Origin of the sequence: Kitasatospora sp. NPDC017646, assembly GCF_044329365.1 — a bacterium.
Classification (GTDB): Bacteria; Actinomycetota; Actinomycetes; order Streptomycetales; family Streptomycetaceae; genus Kitasatospora.
Map to the genome: position 1 here is coordinate 46,223 of NZ_JBIRJC010000006.1, position 16,049 is coordinate 62,271.

The 16,049-nt window shown below is 74.8% G+C and carries 10 protein-coding genes; 2 read left to right on the forward strand and 8 right to left on the reverse strand.

Annotated elements, in window-relative coordinates; translation table 11 throughout:
- Positions 1-148: 148 nt before the first annotated feature.
- The 7 genes from ACH4J0_RS12380 to ACH4J0_RS12410 form a co-directional block, all read right to left on the reverse strand.
- On the reverse strand, positions 149-1,804 hold the full coding sequence (locus ACH4J0_RS12380) for an RNA polymerase sigma factor (protein WP_396239043.1): 1,656 nt from the start codon (positions 1,802-1,804) through the stop codon (positions 149-151).
- A gap of 549 nt (positions 1,805-2,353) precedes the next feature.
- A complete protein-coding gene (locus tag ACH4J0_RS12385; RefSeq protein ID WP_396239045.1) occupies positions 2,354-3,286 on the reverse strand; it encodes a FadR/GntR family transcriptional regulator in 933 nt (310 codons plus the stop codon).
- A 299-nt stretch (positions 3,287-3,585) separates the two neighbouring features.
- Positions 3,586-4,494, reverse strand: a complete 909-nt coding sequence (locus tag ACH4J0_RS12390; protein WP_396239047.1) for a hypothetical protein — start codon at positions 4,492-4,494, stop codon at positions 3,586-3,588.
- A gap of 3 nt (positions 4,495-4,497) precedes the next feature.
- Complete coding sequence (locus ACH4J0_RS12395; RefSeq protein WP_396239049.1) at positions 4,498-6,003, reverse strand: ATP-binding cassette domain-containing protein; 1,506 nt, start codon at positions 6,001-6,003, stop codon at positions 4,498-4,500.
- A gap of 144 nt (positions 6,004-6,147) precedes the next feature.
- Positions 6,148-6,492, reverse strand: a complete 345-nt coding sequence (locus ACH4J0_RS12400; RefSeq protein ID WP_396239051.1) for a hypothetical protein — start codon at positions 6,490-6,492, stop codon at positions 6,148-6,150.
- Positions 6,493-6,652: 160 nt separating this feature from the next.
- Entirely contained in the window at positions 6,653-7,411 is a 759-nt protein-coding gene (locus ACH4J0_RS12405) for an NUDIX domain-containing protein (RefSeq protein WP_396239053.1), read from the reverse strand.
- A gap of 178 nt (positions 7,412-7,589) precedes the next feature.
- A complete protein-coding gene (locus ACH4J0_RS12410) occupies positions 7,590-9,713 on the reverse strand; it encodes a glycogen debranching N-terminal domain-containing protein (RefSeq protein ID WP_396239483.1) in 2,124 nt (707 codons plus the stop codon).
- Between the two features lie 695 nt (positions 9,714-10,408).
- Between ACH4J0_RS12410 and ACH4J0_RS12415 the strand changes: the two genes are divergently transcribed.
- A complete protein-coding gene (locus ACH4J0_RS12415; RefSeq protein WP_396239055.1) occupies positions 10,409-11,722 on the forward strand; it encodes an alpha/beta fold hydrolase in 1,314 nt (437 codons plus the stop codon).
- A gap of 31 nt (positions 11,723-11,753) precedes the next feature.
- Here the strand turns inward: ACH4J0_RS12415 and ACH4J0_RS12420 are convergent, their stop codons facing one another.
- A complete protein-coding gene (locus ACH4J0_RS12420) occupies positions 11,754-13,271 on the reverse strand; it encodes a DUF4192 domain-containing protein (RefSeq protein ID WP_396239057.1) in 1,518 nt (505 codons plus the stop codon).
- A gap of 230 nt (positions 13,272-13,501) precedes the next feature.
- Here ACH4J0_RS12420 and ACH4J0_RS12425 point away from each other — a divergent pair, with 230 nt between their 5' ends.
- Positions 13,502-15,697, forward strand: coding sequence for a RecQ family ATP-dependent DNA helicase (locus ACH4J0_RS12425; RefSeq protein WP_396239059.1), 2,196 nt, complete (start codon positions 13,502-13,504; stop codon positions 15,695-15,697).
- The last annotated feature ends 352 nt before the right edge of the window (positions 15,698-16,049 follow it).

The following is a 16,049-nucleotide window of genomic DNA, read 5'->3' on the forward strand; positions in this document are numbered from 1 at the left end:
GTGATCGATTACAGTGCGCGACCGGATCCCGGTGCGCCGCCACCCGGACGGGGGACAAGCGCCACCCGGACGCTGACACACCGCCCCCGAACGGCCCGAAGGCCCGGAACCGTACGGTTCCGGGCCTTCGTCGCGTACTGCGGTCGGATCAGTCCAGGTAGTCGCGCAGCACCTGGGAGCGCGACGGGTGGCGCAGCTTCGACATGGTCTTCGACTCGATCTGGCGGATGCGCTCACGGGTGACCCCGTACACCTTGCCGATCTCGTCGAGCGTCTTCGGCTGACCGTCCGTCAGGCCGAAGCGCATCGAGACCACGCCGGCCTCGCGCTCGGACAGGGTGTCCAGCACCGAGTGCAGCTGCTCCTGGAGCAGGGTGAAGGAGACCGCGTCGGCCGGGACGACCGCCTCGGAGTCCTCGATCAGGTCACCGAACTCGCTGTCGCCGTCCTCGCCCAGCGGGGTGTGCAGCGAGATCGGCTCGCGGCCGTACTTCTGGACCTCGATGACCTTCTCGGGGGTCATGTCGAGTTCCTTGGCCAGCTCCTCCGGGGTGGGCTCGCGGCCCAGGTCCTGGAGCATCTGGCGCTGGACGCGGGCCAGCTTGTTGATGACCTCGACCATGTGCACCGGGATGCGGATGGTGCGGGCCTGGTCGGCCATGGCGCGGGTGATCGCCTGACGGATCCACCAGGTCGCGTAGGTCGAGAACTTGTAGCCCTTGGTGTAGTCGAACTTCTCGACCGCACGGATCAGACCGAGGTTGCCCTCCTGGATCAGGTCCAGGAACAGCATGCCGCGGCCGGTGTAGCGCTTGGCCAGCGAGACCACCAGGCGGAGGTTGGCCTCCAGCAGGTGGTTCTTGGCCCGGCGGCCGTCCTCGGCGATGATCTCCAGCTCGCGCTTGAGCTTGGGGGCGAGCTTGTCGGCGGCCGAGAGCTTGTCCTCGGCGAACAGGCCGGCCTCGATGCGCTTGGCGAGCTCGACCTCCTGCTCGGCGTTGAGCAGCGGGACCTTGCCGATCTGCTTCAGGTAGTCCTTGACCGGGTCGGCGGTGGCACCGGCGACGGCGACCTGCTGGGCCGGCGCGTCGTCCTCGTCGTCGTCGGAGAGGACGAAGCCCTCCGACTCCTCCTCCGGACCGGCCTCGGCCTCGGCCTTGTCGCCGGGCAGCGCGACGTCCTCGAGCAGCTCCTCTTCGCCGAGCAGCTCCTCGTCGCCACCCTTGCCTGCCTTGGCGGCGGTGGTCTTCTTGGCGGCGGTCTTCTTGGCGGGCGCGGCGGTCTTCTTGGCCGCGGCCTTCTTGGCCGGGGCGGCCTTCTTCGCCGCGACCGACTTCGCCTCGGTGACGACGCCGGCGGTCTCCTCGACGGTGATCTCGGCGGACACGGTTGGGGCGGGCGCCGCGGCGGCGGCCGCGACGGCCGGAGCCGCGACGGGGGCGCCGGGGGCGATCCGCACGGGCGGCTTGGTCGGGGCCGACGGAGCGGCCGGGGTCCGGGTGGTGACAGCCTTGGTGGCGGTGCGCTTGGTGGGGCTCTTGGCAGCAACGCTCTTGCGCTTGGCGCCGGCCGGCTCGGCCGCACTGACCATGAGGTCCACCCCCTCCTCAATCAGCACCTGGTTGAGGCTGCGCATGACGTTCTTCCACTTGGTGACCGGGATCTGGTCCGCCTCGAACGCCTGGCGCACGTCGTCACCGGCGATCTGCCCCTGGGCCTTGCCCCGCTCGATGAGCGCCAGCAGAGCCGCGGACTCGGCGATCTCGGGGGGAAGCGAACGGGATGTGCTGGCCGACACGAACAACCTCTCGGACGATGAGTGGACTCGAACCCGTACCGGCCGCCCGAGCGGGCGGGGAAGGAGATCGCGCGCCGGACGCGCGGTGTCGATTCCGACCGACTCGGGCTTGAGGACTGGGTTTGCAGGACGGCAGCAGCGCCGCGGACCAACACAGCATTCTGACATGTTGGAGTATTCCGGAGCTGCTTCCGCTCAGGACACATCGCTGCTACTCGTCAAGTGTTACGCATGGCCTTCGTGTCGCGGGTCACACCGCTCGGCGCCCGCGGCCCCGGGGCCGGGATCCATCATCGCGCACTCTCGGCGGAGTTGATTGTCATGCGCGTGCCATATATCCGATCAGGGCTCGCTCCGCTTCGTCACTCAGCTTCCGTCGCCCCGTTCCGTCGCTCCGCCCCGCCGCCGTCGTCGGCCGGGCCCGGGGCGGTCGCCGGCGCGCGGGAGCCCGGTCACCGCCGTGCAGAGGCCCTCCGACTGCGCCGCACGGTGCGGCCGGAGGGCTCTGGAGGGGCGGACCGCGCCCGGCGCGTCCGCTCGCCGAGAACAGCCCGCTCAGTGCTCCCGGGGCGCGGGAACGGAGGGCTCGATCTCGGGGTGGACGGTGAGCAGCGCCCGCATCGCGACTTCGCCCGCGGTGCCGTCACCGGCGCCCAGCGCGTCCACCAGCCGGGCGTGCAGGCTGACCGAGGACTCGGAAGGCCGCTCGCAGGAGATCGCCGGACCCCCCGAGACCTGCAGCGCGCAGGAGACGATCCCGGACAGGTGCTCCAGCATCCGGTTGCCGGCCATCTGCAGGACCAGGACGTGCAGCTCGGCGTCGGCGCGGGTGTAGGTGGACAGGTCGGCCTGGGCGGTGGCGTGCCCCATGATCTCGACCAGCTCGACCAGCCGCTGCTGGACGTCCTCCCGGCCGTGACCGGCGGCGAGGCGGGCGGCCAGCGGCTCGATCGCCCAACGGAGCTCGAACAGCTCCCGGCGCTGCTCGTCCCGCTGCGGGCCGAAGGCGCGCCACTCGATGATGTCCGGGTCCAGCAGGTTCCAGTCGCCGACCGGGCGGACCCTGGTCCCGACGTTCGGGCGGGCGCTGACCAGGCCCTTGGCCTCCAGCACACGCAGCGACTCGCGGACGACGGTCCGGGACACCTCGAACCGCTGGCCGATCTCCTCGGGCACGAGCGGACGGTCGGCGCCGAGGTCACCGGAGACGATCATCTGACCGAGCTGCTGGACCAGCTGGCCGTGCAGACCGCGCCCGCGGCTGCTGGTGGTCTTGCGGCCGACCCGGCCGATGTCGGACTCGGCGCCCTCCCAGCGGGGCGCCGGCGGGGTCGGCCGATCGGCGTACGAGAAGCGGTCCAGATCGCCGGGACCGTGGATCGGCCCTTCGGCGGAACGGGCGGGGGTCATGGTGGGGTGCGCAAGGGTACTCACGCCTCCTTTGTCGGCGATCGGCAGGCGCAGCTTGAGAATTCTCGTGAAAAGCACACGAAAGGGTGATCGACCGTGACTGGATAATTGACTTCTTATCAGGAAGAACCGCCCATTCCGCTCACTGCTGGTCGATCTTGGTACTCGGGGGGGCGGCGCACGCGGCGCTGGACCGCACGGCGGGGCCCTGACGCGAGACGCGTCGGGCCCCGACGCGAGTGCGGCGGGCCCCGACGCGAGTGCGGCGGGCCCCGACGCGAGTGCGGCGGGCCCCGACGCGAGTGCGGCGGCTACGGGCGCGGGGCCCGGGAGGTCCAGGCGTGTCGGGCCCGGGAGGCTCGGCGGACCAGGCTGCCCTAGAGGGAGCGGCGGCGTGCCTGGGCGAGCAGGGCGGCGAGCAGCAGGGCCGCCGCAGGGGCCGCGACCGCCGCCAGTAGCGCCGGGTCCGTCAGCGCCGCGCTCCCGGCCGCGGCCTCGCGCGCTCCCCCGCCGTACACCCAGCCGTGGGCCCACTCGATGCCGGACTGGAAGGGCAGCAGCTCCGCCGCCCTGGGCGGCCACGGACGGCCGGTGTGACGCAGCAGCAGGGCGACGCCGGACTCCAGCAGCGGCGGTAGCGCGCACAGCAGCAGCACCCCGGTGGCAGCGCTGCGGGTCAGCGAGGCGGTCAGCACGCCGGTCCACGCGGCCACCACGGTCAGCAGGACGAAGGCCAGCAGTGCGGCCGGCACCCCGTGACCCGCCACCAGCCCCAGCGGGGCGAACACGCCCGGCAGGTCGGCAGGCCCGCTCAGCCCGATGGCGCCCAGCGCCTCGGACACCCGGTCGGACACCGCGCCGGGATCCGTCCAGGCCGCCACCGTCGCCCCGCCCGGCAGCGCGAGGTGCACGGCCACCACATCGAGCGCCAGGGTGGTCAGCGCCAGCAGCGCCGCCACCGGGCCTACCACCAGCAGCTTGGCCAGCAGCAGCCGCACCCGGCGCGAGTACGTCACCTGCGAGGCCGCCAGCCCGGGGTGACGCACCTCGTGGCCGTACGAGAGCGCACCCAGCACTCCGGCTCCGAGCGCCGAGAAGGGCAGCGGGATCAGCGGGACGACGGCGGTCAGCAGCCGTACCCCGGCCGGGGCGGCCAGCGGGCCGGCCGGGGCCTGGCCGGCGAGGACGGCGGATACGACGGCGTCGCAGAGCAGGACGGCGGCGAGCAGCAGCCAGGTGGAACGCAGGCCGCGCAGCCGGCGCAGCTCGTAGGCCAGGACACGCACGGTTCACTCGCTCCGGTGGTCGTCGGGGGTGGCGGGGGTGGCGGGGGTGTCGGGAGTGGTGGGGGCCTTGCTGGTGGTGATCCGGCTTAGGCGGACGGTGTCGTCGGTGAGCAGGTCGGCGGCGCTCTCGCGGCGGCGGCGCGGGGGCTCGGGTTCGGTACGGGCGGGCTCTGGGCGCGCGGACTCAGTGCGGGTGGGTTCGGCGCGCTTGGGTTCGCCGCGGACGGGCTCGGCGCGGACGGGCTCGGCGGCCCGGGTGGGGCGGGCGACAGGGGTCAGATGGCCGCGGAAGAGCCGGTCGACGGCGGGAGCGAGGGCGCCGCCGGGAGCGGGGTCCGCCTGGGGGGCGGCGGCCGCGGCGAGGGCGGGCAGGGCGGCCGTCACGGCGGCGACGGGCAACGCGCGGGTGGGCCGGACCGCCGCGCCGTCCCGGGGCCGTCCCTCCACGCCGGGCTCGGGGACGGTGGGTTCGGGGAGCACGGGCCGACGGCTCGGGCTGGGGCTCGACACCGGGGTCGGCCGCGTGACCTCGGGGGCGGACGCATCGGCCGACCCCTGCGCCGTCCCGGATTCCGACCGGGGGCGGAGGTGCCCGGAACGTCCGGAGGCGACCGGCAGGGCGGTGCGGGGCACCGGCTGCTCGACCACCCGGTCGGCCAGTTCGTGCAGCAGGATCCCGTTGCGGTAGGCGAGTTCGCCGATCTCGGTGCGGTCGATGCCCGCCACCGCGAGGCTGGCGCCACCGTCCGGGCGCACCTCGGCGCCCTGGCTGACCAGCAGGTCGGCCAGCCGGGCCATCTGCGGCCCCCGGACGGCCACTTCCAGGCTGAGCCTGGTCCGGCAGAACTCCGCGACCGGCTGGTCGGCCACCAGGTGGCCGCGGTCCAGGGTGACTACCCGGTCCGCGAGCTGCGCCGCCTCCTGCGGGGCCCGGGTGGTCACCAGCACCGTTCCGCCCGCGACGGCGAAGGAGCGCAGGAAGGAGTGGAACCACTCGACGTTGCGCGGGGACAGTCCTTCGGTGGGCGCGTCCAGCAGGAGCGTGCCGGGATCGCCGAGCAGCGCGGCGGCCAGCGCGAGCCGCCGGTGCATGCCCGGTGAGAAGGTGCGCAGCCGCTGCTCGGCGACGGCGGCCAGCCGGGTCTGCTCCAGCAGCTCATCGGCCCGCCGTACGGGGACGCCGACGGCCGCGGCCAGCATCCGCAGGTGGCCGCGCGCCTTGCGCCCCGGGTTCCCGGCCACCGCCGCTGCGCCCTCCCCCGGCCCGGGCAACAGCACTCCGACCTCGCGCTCAGGGCGGCGGATCCGGCGGTAGGGGCGGCCGTCGAAGAGCGTGACGCCCTGGCCTCGTTCGAGTTCGAGCATCAGCCGCAGCGCGGTGGACTTGCCGGCCCCCTCGTCACCGAGCAGCACCGTCACCATGCCGGGCCGGGCGTCGAAGGTCAGGTCGAGCACGGCGGGCGGCGCGCCCTTGCGACGGACCTTGGTCAGTCCGGTGATCTGGATCATCGCTGGCTGCTCCCATACCCTCGGCCGACGTTCTCGACGCCAGCACATTAGGGGCCAGCACCGCCGATTCCGGGCATTACCGAACCGCCACGGGCCCACCGCCCGCCCACCTCACCCGATCAGGGGACAATCCGATCCTGCGATTCACGAAGCGGGCGTGCTCCGCGGGCCATCGGACCCCCGGTCCGGGCTCGGTGGATCGGTCAGCAGGAACTCGTCGGCACCGGGCGGCAGGGTCTGACCGACGCACTCTCCCTGGAACTCCTCGACGGCGGCCTTGCCCTCGGCGGCGATCTCGGCCAGCTGCTCCTCCTCGGCACTCAGAGTCTCCCGCACCGAGATGATCGAGGCAGGGTCGACGTGCGGCTCGGCCTTCAGAGCGGCCAGCTGCCGCTCGGTTCTGGTGACGGTCTCGCTGAGTCTCCTGAAGTCCGCCACCCGGCCCTCGAGGAGGCGTCGCTGCCTGGCGCAGTCGTCATTGGTGGTCATCACGGGGCTCCCAGGTCCGAAGTCCTCCGGTCCGGTGACCGAAGCGTCCAACGCCACTGTGCGCCGGTGCCGCCGCGCCGGCTCCCGGGCCGGGGCCGTTCGGCGCGCCCCGGGCGAAGCCGGGTGCGGGGGGGGGGGAGGGCCCGTGCCCTCCAGGAGCTCAGGAGTCGGGCCGCAGCATGGGCGGGTTGAGGACGGTCGCGCCACCGGCCGTGAAGAGCTGGGCCGGGCGGCCGCCCTGGCGGGTGGTCGTGCCGCCGGAGGGGAGGAGGAACCCGGGGGTGCCGGTGACCTTGCGGTGGAAGTTGCGCGGGTCGAGGGCGACGCCCCAGACGGCCTCGTAGACCCGGCGCAGCTCGCCCACCGTGAACTCGGTCGGGCAGAAGGCGGTGGCGAGGGAGGAGTACTCGATCTTGGAGCGAGCGCGTTCCACGCCGTCGGCGAGGATCAGACCGTGGTCGAAGGCGAGCGGGACCCCGTCGGCCGGACTCTCGCCGAGGAGTTCGCTGACCGGGGCCCAGCGGGCGCTGCTGGCGTCGCCGCCGGCCCGGGGGGTCGGGAGGTCGGGGGCGAGCACCAGGTAGGCGACACTGACCACGCGCATGCGGGGGTCGCGCTGCGGGTGGCCGTAGGTGGCGAGCTGCTCCAGGTGGGCACCGGCCGCGCCGGGACCGACCGCCTCGTGACCGGGGGCGGAGTGGGCGCGCAGGCCGGTCTCCTCGGCCAGCTCGCGGGAGGCCGCCTCGGCCAGTCCCTCGTCCGGGCGGACGAACCCGCCGGGCAGCGCCCAGTAACCCTGGTAGGGCGGCTCGCCCCGTCTGACCAGCAGGGCGCAGAGCGAGTGGTCGCGCACCGTCAGAACCACCAGGTCAACTGTGACAGCGAACGGGGGGAAGGCCGACGGATCGTAGCGCGACATGGCGACGATCATAGTCGTCTCTCTGACGATAAGCACAGGGCCGTGCACGGAGAGCGCAGCACCGGTGACCGTGGCCGCCCGGCACGGTTCGCGCACGGGCGGCCGCGGACCGGGCGGCGCGCAGCGTGGACGCCTGCAGCCGAGGTGCCGACGACACCGGGTGCCGACGAGGCCGGTGTCAGCGGGCGACCAGTTGCAGCTCCGCGGACGCCTCCTCGACCAGCGCCACCCCGATCCTGCTCACCCGGACCGAGAAGGGCTCGCCCGCGACCCGCAGGCCGGTCAGTTCGAGTTCGCCGAGCGGGGCGGTGCTGGCAGGGCGGACCAGGACGCGGCCGCCCGGGACGTCGGGCCGGACCCCGGCGAGCGCGAACACCGCGTGAACGGCTCCGGCCGCGGAGACCGCCGCGGGGCGGCAGGCCGCGGGGTGCGGCACCGGTGGGCAGCCGGGGGTGCGCTGCTCCCCGGCGTACATCTCCGGCAGCCGCCCCTCGAAGTGGGCGGAGGCGGCGAGCAGGCCCTCCAGCAGGGTGCCGGCCTCGTTCTCGTGGCCGGCCTCGGCGAGTCCTGCGATCGCCAGCGCCGTCTCGTGGATCCGCACCGCGCCGCCGCGGTGGCCCAGCGGGTTGAAGCGGGGGGACTTCGCGCTGAGCGTCCGCAGGCCCCAGCCGCTGTCCAGCTCGGGCGCGACCAGGCGCTGGGCGAACAGCCGGGTCTGTTCGCGGTCCAGCAGACTTTCGTGCCGGCCGCCGTCGACGGCGAGCCCGGTGTCGAGCAGGTGCACCAGGGAGGAAGCGACGGCCGGCAGTGGCTGGCCGCCCGGGGCCAGTCCGGCGGCGGGGCGGCCGCCGGAGAGGTCCTCGATCCAGAACCGCTCGCGGAAGCGCCCGCGCAGCTCGGCGGCCCAGCTCCGCCACTCCTCGGCGCCCGGCCTGGCGAAGGCGTCCAGGAGTTCGGCGCCGTGCAGCGCGGCGCGGTGAGCCTGCGCCTGGACCTCGGCGCGGGCGGCCACCGGGTGGGCGGCCCGGTCCTCCGCCGGACGGCTCAGATCGGTGACGAAGCCATCGACCAGGCCCTCGCGCACCGCGGCCAGCGCCCGCTCCGCAGCCGGCAGCAGTTCGGCGACCTCCGCCGGGGGCAGGCCCCAACGCCAGGCCTCGGCCAGCACGGTGACGAACAGCAGGGTGGCCTCGGTGGCGGTGCAGGTGGGCGGCAGTTCGGGACCGCCGTGCCGCAGGGCACCGGGCAGCAGGCCCTCGGTGCGGCCCGACGCGGAAGTGAGCTGCTGGCGGCGGGCCAGCGCGCGCAGGGTACCGGCCGCGAGCCGGGTGCCGAGCGGGAGGCTCAGCCGGGCGGCCCAGAGCGCGTCGGCCGGGGCGAGGCCGAAGCGCCAGGGCGCGCCGGAGGCCGGGTAGAGGTCGGTCGGACGGTCCGGATCGGCGAACAGCAGCCCGGCGAGGGCGTCCAGGGACCGGTCGACCAGCGGGGCGGCACGCGGGTCGTCGCTGCGCACCTCCGGTGCGGCCCAGGGCAGCGGTACGCCGGTGCCCCGCCCGGCGGGCGGGCGCGGGCCGCCGGGGGCGCTCTCCAGCTCGGCGCGCAGTTCGACCGACCAGCGGGCGCCGGGCTGGACCTCCAAGTCCCAGCGGAGCACCCCCGCCCCGGCCAGGACGGCGTGCGGGGAGGGCTTGGCGCTGACCACGGCGCTGTGCACCGGACCGGACCAGCGCAGCCCCGCGGACTGCACCTGCCCGGGCAGGTCGGGCGGGCGGTGTCCGGCGGCGATCTCGCCGACCGGGCCGAGGTCGGTGCCGAGGGCGATCTCCAACGGCAGCCGGGCGGGCCGGGCACCGGTGTTGCGCACGGTGACGGTCTCCACGCCGTCCGCGTGGCGCAGCCGCTCGACGGTGAGCGCCGGATCCGGGTCGAGGTCGCCGGGGACGCGGACGGCGCCGAGGAAGCGGGCCTGGGCGGTGCTGGTCTGGGTGCCCTGGAGCGGCAGCGGCTCCATGCCGCCCAGCCGCAGTTCCATCCGGGCCAGCACCCGGACGCCGTTGCGGTAGAAGCCGTGCAGGCCGTGGCCGCGCAGCTGGCCGTCCGGGCCGGAGGCGGCCATCGCGGGGGCGTTGACGCAGAGCAGCGCGTGGTGGACGGCCGGGGGCTGGGGGCGCGGCGGGGCCGTGGGCCGTCCGGGGCCGACGGGGGCGCCTGCGGGTCCGACCGCCGGTCCGTGGTCGGGACGGCCGGCCGGTCTGGGCGCGCCGACCACGCTCTCGGCCGGCAGGGCCTGTAGTGGCCTCATGGCGGTCACCGGACTCTCCTCCCCTCGGCGGTCCGGTGGCCGTTCAGGCCGGTGGGCCGCGAGCATGCTCGATCGCGTGCTGATGGTGCCTGGCCGACGGGGCTCGCCCCGCCAGCGGGTGTGCCGTGTCTGGCCGTACCCGGCGGTGGGCCGTGCCATGCGGTGCGCGGTACCGAGCTGGTACCGCGCGCCGCGCCTTCGCGTCGAGCACGTCATCGTGCCAGACACCTCGTCAGGTCCGGCGCGCCGTAGCGCCGGTGACGCCCCACCCGCGGCGCCCTCCGTCACGCCGGCCCGCACCCGACGGGCCGGCGGTGGATCTCGGGCGGAATCCGGCTGCGGTCGGACACCGTCGGGGCGCAGGGCCCCCAGGGGTGAACGCCGCGCACCGCCGCCAGGTCACGCCCGGCGCGGCCACCGCTGGTCGTGCCCGGCCCGCCGGGCGGACGTGCCGCCTCCACCGGACCGTCACGGAAGGTTCCGTCATGCCCCCGGCCCGGGGCACGTCCTGGGCCCGGCTCCGGCGCCGCTCGGACTGGTCCCGGCCACGGTCGGCCGCTCGGTCCCGGTGGACAGGGGCGGTCGAACCGCTGCTCGACCGCGCCAGGATACGGTGCGGGGGTCGCGGGGCCCGCCCCCGGTGACCCCGTGAACCGCGACGCAACCGCTGTGACCAGCAGAGACCGAGGAGTTGCATGTCCACCGTCAGCCGACTGCGCGGGATTGTCACGACCGATCACGTCTTCCGGGTCCCGCTCGACCACACCTCGCCCGAGGGCGAGCAGATCGAGGTGTACGCCCGCGAGGTGGTGGCCTCCGGCCGCGAGCGGGACGACCTGCCCTGGCTGCTGTTCCTCCAGGGCGGCCCCGGCGGCAAGGCCGCCCGCCCGCTCGGCCGGGACACCTGGCTGGACCGCGCCCTGGACGACTACCGAGTGCTGCTGCTCGACCAGCGCGGCACCGGGCGGTCCACGCCGGCGACCCGACAGACCCTCGCCCGTCGCGGCGGCCCGCAGGCGCAGGCGGACTACCTGGCGCACTTCCGCGCGGACTCGATCGTCCGGGACGCCGAGCTGATCCGTCACCGGCTGCTCGGCGCCGACGAGCGCTGGAGCGTGCTCGGTCAGAGCTTCGGCGGCTTCTGCACCCTCACCTACCTCTCGTTCGCCCCAGAGGGCTTGACCGAGGCCTTCATCACCGGCGGCCTCGCCGGTCTCCGCAGTTCGGCCGACGACGTCTACCGCGCGGCCTACCCGCGCGTCGTCCGCAAGAACGAGGACCACTACCGCCGCTTCCCGCAGGACGTCGAGGCCGTGCGGCGGATCGTCGCCCACCTCGCCGACTCCCCCGCCACCCTGCCGGACGGCGGGCTGCTCACCGTCGAGGCCTTCCAGGTGCTCGGGATGATGTTCGTCGGCGGCAGTGGCTCCGCCTCCCTGCACTACCTGTTGGAGGAGGCCTGGGTGGAGGGCCCGGCCGGGGCCGAGCTCTCCGACACCTTCCTGGCCGGTGTCCAGGCCCGGCTCTCCTTCGCCGAGGGCCCGCTGTACGCCGTGCTGCACGAGTCGATCTACGGCCAGCGCTCGGTGGACCAGGGCGGCACCGCCTGGTCTGCCGAGCGGATCCGCAAGGAATTCCCGGAGTTCGACGCCCGTGCCGCGCTGGAGACCGACGCTCCGGTGCTGTTCACCGGGGAGATGATCTACCCCTGGATGTTCGACGCCGACCCGGCGCTGCGCCCGCTGAAGGAGACCGCGGACCTGCTCGCCGCCCGCACCGACTGGCCCGACCTCTACGACCCGGCGCGACTTGCCGCCAACACGGTGCCCGTCGTGGCGGCGGTGTACCACGACGACATGTGCGTCGACACCGCCGACTCGCTGGAGACCGCCCGCGCGGTGCGCGGTCTGCGGACCTGGATCACCAACGAGTGGGAGCACGACGGCCTGCGGGTGAGCGGTGGAAAGGTGCTGGACCGACTGATCAAGATGGCGCACGGCGAGGCGTAGCGGACTTCCGGCCGGCGGGGCGACGAGCGGTTCAGTGGGCACGGCGGGCTCCTCTCGCGGCCTGCCGGGTGCCCCGGCACCGGTGGAGCCCGGTGCCGGACCGGACGACGGCCGAGGCGCAGGCCCCCGCCCGGCCGAGCCGCAGTCCCCGGGTGACCCGCGCCCCGGTCACCGGGCCGTGCCCGGGCGCAGGGAGCAGGGCGACCGGCCCGGGGCCACTACCCTCCGGCCTCGGCTCGCCGGGGACGGAGGGATCGCCGGGGCTGGCAGGGCTGCTGGAACCGCGGGCGGCCGGGACCGAGGCCGTGGCCCCGCCCCTCCGCCGGCCGCCCCGCCGCCGGCGGCGCGCGCCGCCCGGCGACTGAGCGGGCGCCGGCGGCACCGGTCGGCCGCCCGTCGCGGGCCCGGGCTCCGGCTCAGGCCAGGACTGCGGCTCGACCCTGGACTGCGCGGTGGCCGCGCGCTCCTCTCGCCGTCGTCGCTGGGCCTCGACGGCGGCCAGCAGCGGCCCTGGCGTCATGCCGTCGTTCATCGACTCGTACATCAGCTCCGCCAGCAGGTAGTTCGGAGAGAGCCGCAGGACGTGGCCGAGCACCACCCGGGCGGTGGCCGTGTCCCCGGCGACCCAGGACGCCCAGGCCAGCAGGGTGAGCGGGGCCACCGCGCAGCCCTCGTACGGCGGCACGGCGCGCCGGGCGAGGAAGCGCCAGAGGCGTTCGGCGGGGGCGAGTTCGGCGGGCCGGACGTACTCGACGCCGCGGTCCCGGGTGAGGCGGTCCCGCAGGGCGAGGAGCAGCCGAGCCGTCCGCTCCTCGTCGAGCTCCCTGGCGCCGGCCGCGAACTCCGCGAAGGCCTGCTCCAGCAGTTCGAGGCCCTGCGCCCTTGAGACGGCCCCGGCGAGGGGCTCCTGCCGCACGAGTGCCTCGCGCTGCGGGGCGTCCTGTGGCGGGCCGACCGGGGCCAGCCCGGCGACGATCGCCTTCCGGCTGCCGCGCGGCACCAGGCCGGCCACCGTCGCGGCGGCGGCCGCCGGGCCGGGATCGGGCCCGCGTCGCACCGGATTGCCCGCCGGATCGCAGCACCCCTCGCGGCGGCAGAGGAAGGACCACCAGCGGTCGTCCGAGACGCACAGCGACTCCTTGACCGCTACTCCCCTGCGCCCGAAGGCCGCGCGCAGGTCGTCGGCCAGCGGGCGCAGGCGCTCCACCGGCGGCGGCGCGTGCGCCGTGACCGGATCCTGGCAGAGGTAGAGGAGCACCTGGAGCGGCCGGCCGCCGTGCCGCTCGGAGAGGGCGACCAGCAGCGCGGCCGTCTCCTCCGCCGCGGCGGGCCACTCCGCGGGCGAGACCGGGAGGTCCGCCCGGATGACCCCGCCCTGGTGCAGGTCGGGGCCCTGGAGGCCGACCGCGACGATGCTGTCGTCGGGGTAGAACCCCAGGAAATAGGGCAACAGTTCGGCCATGTCGGCCGGACCGCGCATGATGACCGGCCGCTGCTCGGAAGCCGGGCCGAGGGACAGGATGACGTGTTCGTTGTTCATCGCGTTCATGGCCGCAAGAGTGCGCGCTGTCCGACAACGACCGCGGGATTTTCTTTTTCCCTGTGGATAACTCGGCCTCTGATTTTTCCTTCGCTCATTCGGATCACGCGAAACTCGCTCCGAAGAGTGGATTTCGACAGCCGTTCAGCGGATCTCCGGATGAAATCCACTCCGTCTTCCCCTGCACCGTCCCCGCCCGCATTCGCCGCTTGTCGGCGGCATGGGGTTACATCGACGCCATGAAGCAGCCCGACATCCACACCACCGCCACCGCCGACCGCGCCGAGGTCCGGGCGCGGGCCGAGGCCGTCCTGCGCGAGCTGGCCGGCCCGGCCGCCAGCCTGCGCGAGGACCAGTGGACGGCCATCGAGGCCCTCGTGGTCGACCACCGCCGCGCCCTGGTCGTCCAGCGCACCGGCTGGGGGAAGTCCGCGGTCTACTTCATCGCCACCGCCCTGCTCCGCGCCCGCGGCGCCGGGCCGACGGTGATCGTCTCCCCGCTGCTCGCCCTGATGCGCAACCAGGTCGAGTCGGCGGCCCGGGCCGGCATCCACGCCCGCACCATCAACTCGGCCAACACCGAGGAGTGGGACGGGATCCAGTCCGAGGTCGCCGCCGGCAAGGTCGACATCCTGCTGGTCAGCCCCGAGCGGCTGAACAACCCGGACTTCCGCGACCAAGTGCTGCCGAAGCTCGCCGCCTCCACCGGCCTGCTGGTGGTCGACGAGGCCCACTGCATCTCCGACTGGGGCCACGACTTCCGCCCGGACTACCGCCGCCTGCGCACCATGCTCGCCGACCTGCCGCCCGGCGTCCCCGTGCTCGCCACCACCGCCACCGCCAACGCCCGGGTCACCGCGGACGTCGCCGAGCAGCTCGGCACCGGCACCACCGACGAGCACGCCCTGGTGCTGCGCGGACCGCTCGACCGGGAGAGCCTCACCCTGGGCGTGCTCGCCCTGCCCGATCCGGCGCACCGGCTCGCCTGGCTGGCCGACCACCTCGACCGGCTCCCCGGCTCGGGCATCGTCTACACCCTGACGGTGGCCGCCGCCGAGGAGGTGACGGCCTTCCTGCGCGAGCGCGGGTTTCCGGTGGCCTCCTACTCCGGCCGAACCGAGGACGCCGAGCGCCGCACCGCCGAGGCCGATCTGCTGGCCAACCGGGTCAAGGCGCTGGTCGCCACCTCCGCGCTCGGCATGGGCTTCGACAAGCCCGACCTCGGCTTCGTCGTCCACCTGGGCTCGCCCAGTTCGCCGATCGCCTACTACCAGCAGGTCGGCCGGGCCGGCCGCGGTGTGGACCGGGCCGAGGTGCTGCTGCTGCCCGGGCGCGAGGACGAGGCGATCTGGCGCTACTTCGCCTCGCTCGCCTTCCCGCCGGAGGAGCAGGTGCGCCGCACCATGGACGCGCTCGCCGAAGCCGGCCGCCCGCTCTCCACCGCCGCCCTGGAGCCCCGGGTGGACCTGCGCCGCGCCCGGCTGGAGACCATGCTCAAGGTGCTGGACGTGGACGGCGCCGTCCGCCGGGTCAAGGGCGGCTGGACGGCCACCGGGCAGAGCTGGGAGTACGACACCGCCCGCTACGCCAAGGTCGCCGCCTCCCGGGAGGCGGAGCAACGGGCGATGCGCGACTACGCCGCGGCCACCGGCTGCCGGATGGAGTTCCTGCGCCGCCAGCTGGACGACGAGCAGGCCGCGCCGTGCGGGCGGTGCGACAACTGCGCGGGGCCGTTGCACACCCCGGAGGTCTCCGACGGCACGCTGGCCGCGGCCCGGGCCGCGCTCGGGCGCCCGGGCGTGAGCTTCGAGCCGCGCCGGCTCTGGCCCACGGGGATGGACGCGCTCGGAGTGCCGCTGAAGGGCCGGATCCCGGCGGACGAACAGGCGGAGACCGGCCGGGCACTCGGCCGGCTGTCCGACATCGGCTGGGGCAACCGGCTGCGCACCCTGCTCGCGGAGCAGGCGCCGGACGTGCCGGTGCCCGGCGAGGCGGTGGACGCGCTGGTGGCGGTGCTCGCCGACTGGGCGCGCGGCCCGGGCGGCTGGGCCGGCCCCGCCACGGCGGAGGGCACCCGGCTGGACCGGCCGGTCGGCGTGGTGACCATGGCCTCCTCGACCCGCCCCCAGCTGGTCGGCAGCCTCGGCGCGCGGATCGCCGAGATCGGGCGGCTGCCGCTGCTCGGCCGGATCGAGTACGCCGACGGGCGGCCCCCGCACGGTGCCCGCAGCAACAGCGCCCAGCGGCTCCACTCGCTGGCCGGGGCCCTGGTCCTGCCCCCGGAGCTGGAGCAGGCGGTGGCGGCCGCCGGCGGGCCGGTGCTGCTGGTGGACGACCTCGTGGACTCGGGGTGGACGGTCACCGTGGCCGCCCGGCTGCTGCGCCGGGCGGGAGCCGGGGCGGTGCTGCCGCTGGTCCTGGCCGTACAGGGGTGACCGGACGGCGACCGGCTGACGCGCGCACGACCGCCTTCACTCGAATGGCCTAACGGAAAGGAGCCGGCAGGGCGATTTCGATCACGCCGGAGATCCGACCCGAGAAAGGAGTGCCCACCATGCCCACGACGGTTCGCGATGGCCTTCACGCAGTGTGGATCAAGGTCGGGTGGAGACCGAACCGTGCTCGGGTCGCTGTGGAACATATCCGGCAGACCATGGGCTATCGGGTGGCGTTCGTCATTTCATCATTGCCGCTCCGGCCCCGTTGCCCCGAGAATTGGGAGGTACCCGAAACCCGGTCCGCCGGACCCGCCCTTCGGCGTATTCAGGCACCCGCCTGCCCACGGGC

Coding starts and splice junctions, on each gene's coding strand:
- ACH4J0_RS12420 (WP_396239057.1), bottom strand. CDS start 13,271: ATGAACGCGATGAACAACGAACACGTCATCCTGTCCCTCGGCCCGGCT.
- ACH4J0_RS12395 (WP_396239049.1), bottom strand. CDS start 6,003: ATGATCCAGATCACCGGACTGACCAAGGTCCGTCGCAAGGGCGCGCCG.
- ACH4J0_RS12410 (WP_396239483.1), bottom strand. CDS start 9,713: ATGAGGCCACTACAGGCCCTGCCGGCCGAGAGCGTGGTCGGCGCGCCC.
- ACH4J0_RS12425 (WP_396239059.1), top strand. CDS start 13,502: ATGAAGCAGCCCGACATCCACACCACCGCCACCGCCGACCGCGCCGAG.
- ACH4J0_RS12415 (WP_396239055.1), top strand. CDS start 10,409: ATGTCCACCGTCAGCCGACTGCGCGGGATTGTCACGACCGATCACGTC.
- ACH4J0_RS12405 (WP_396239053.1), bottom strand. CDS start 7,411: ATGTCGCGCTACGATCCGTCGGCCTTCCCCCCGTTCGCTGTCACAGTT.
- ACH4J0_RS12400 (WP_396239051.1), bottom strand. CDS start 6,492: ATGACCACCAATGACGACTGCGCCAGGCAGCGACGCCTCCTCGAGGGC.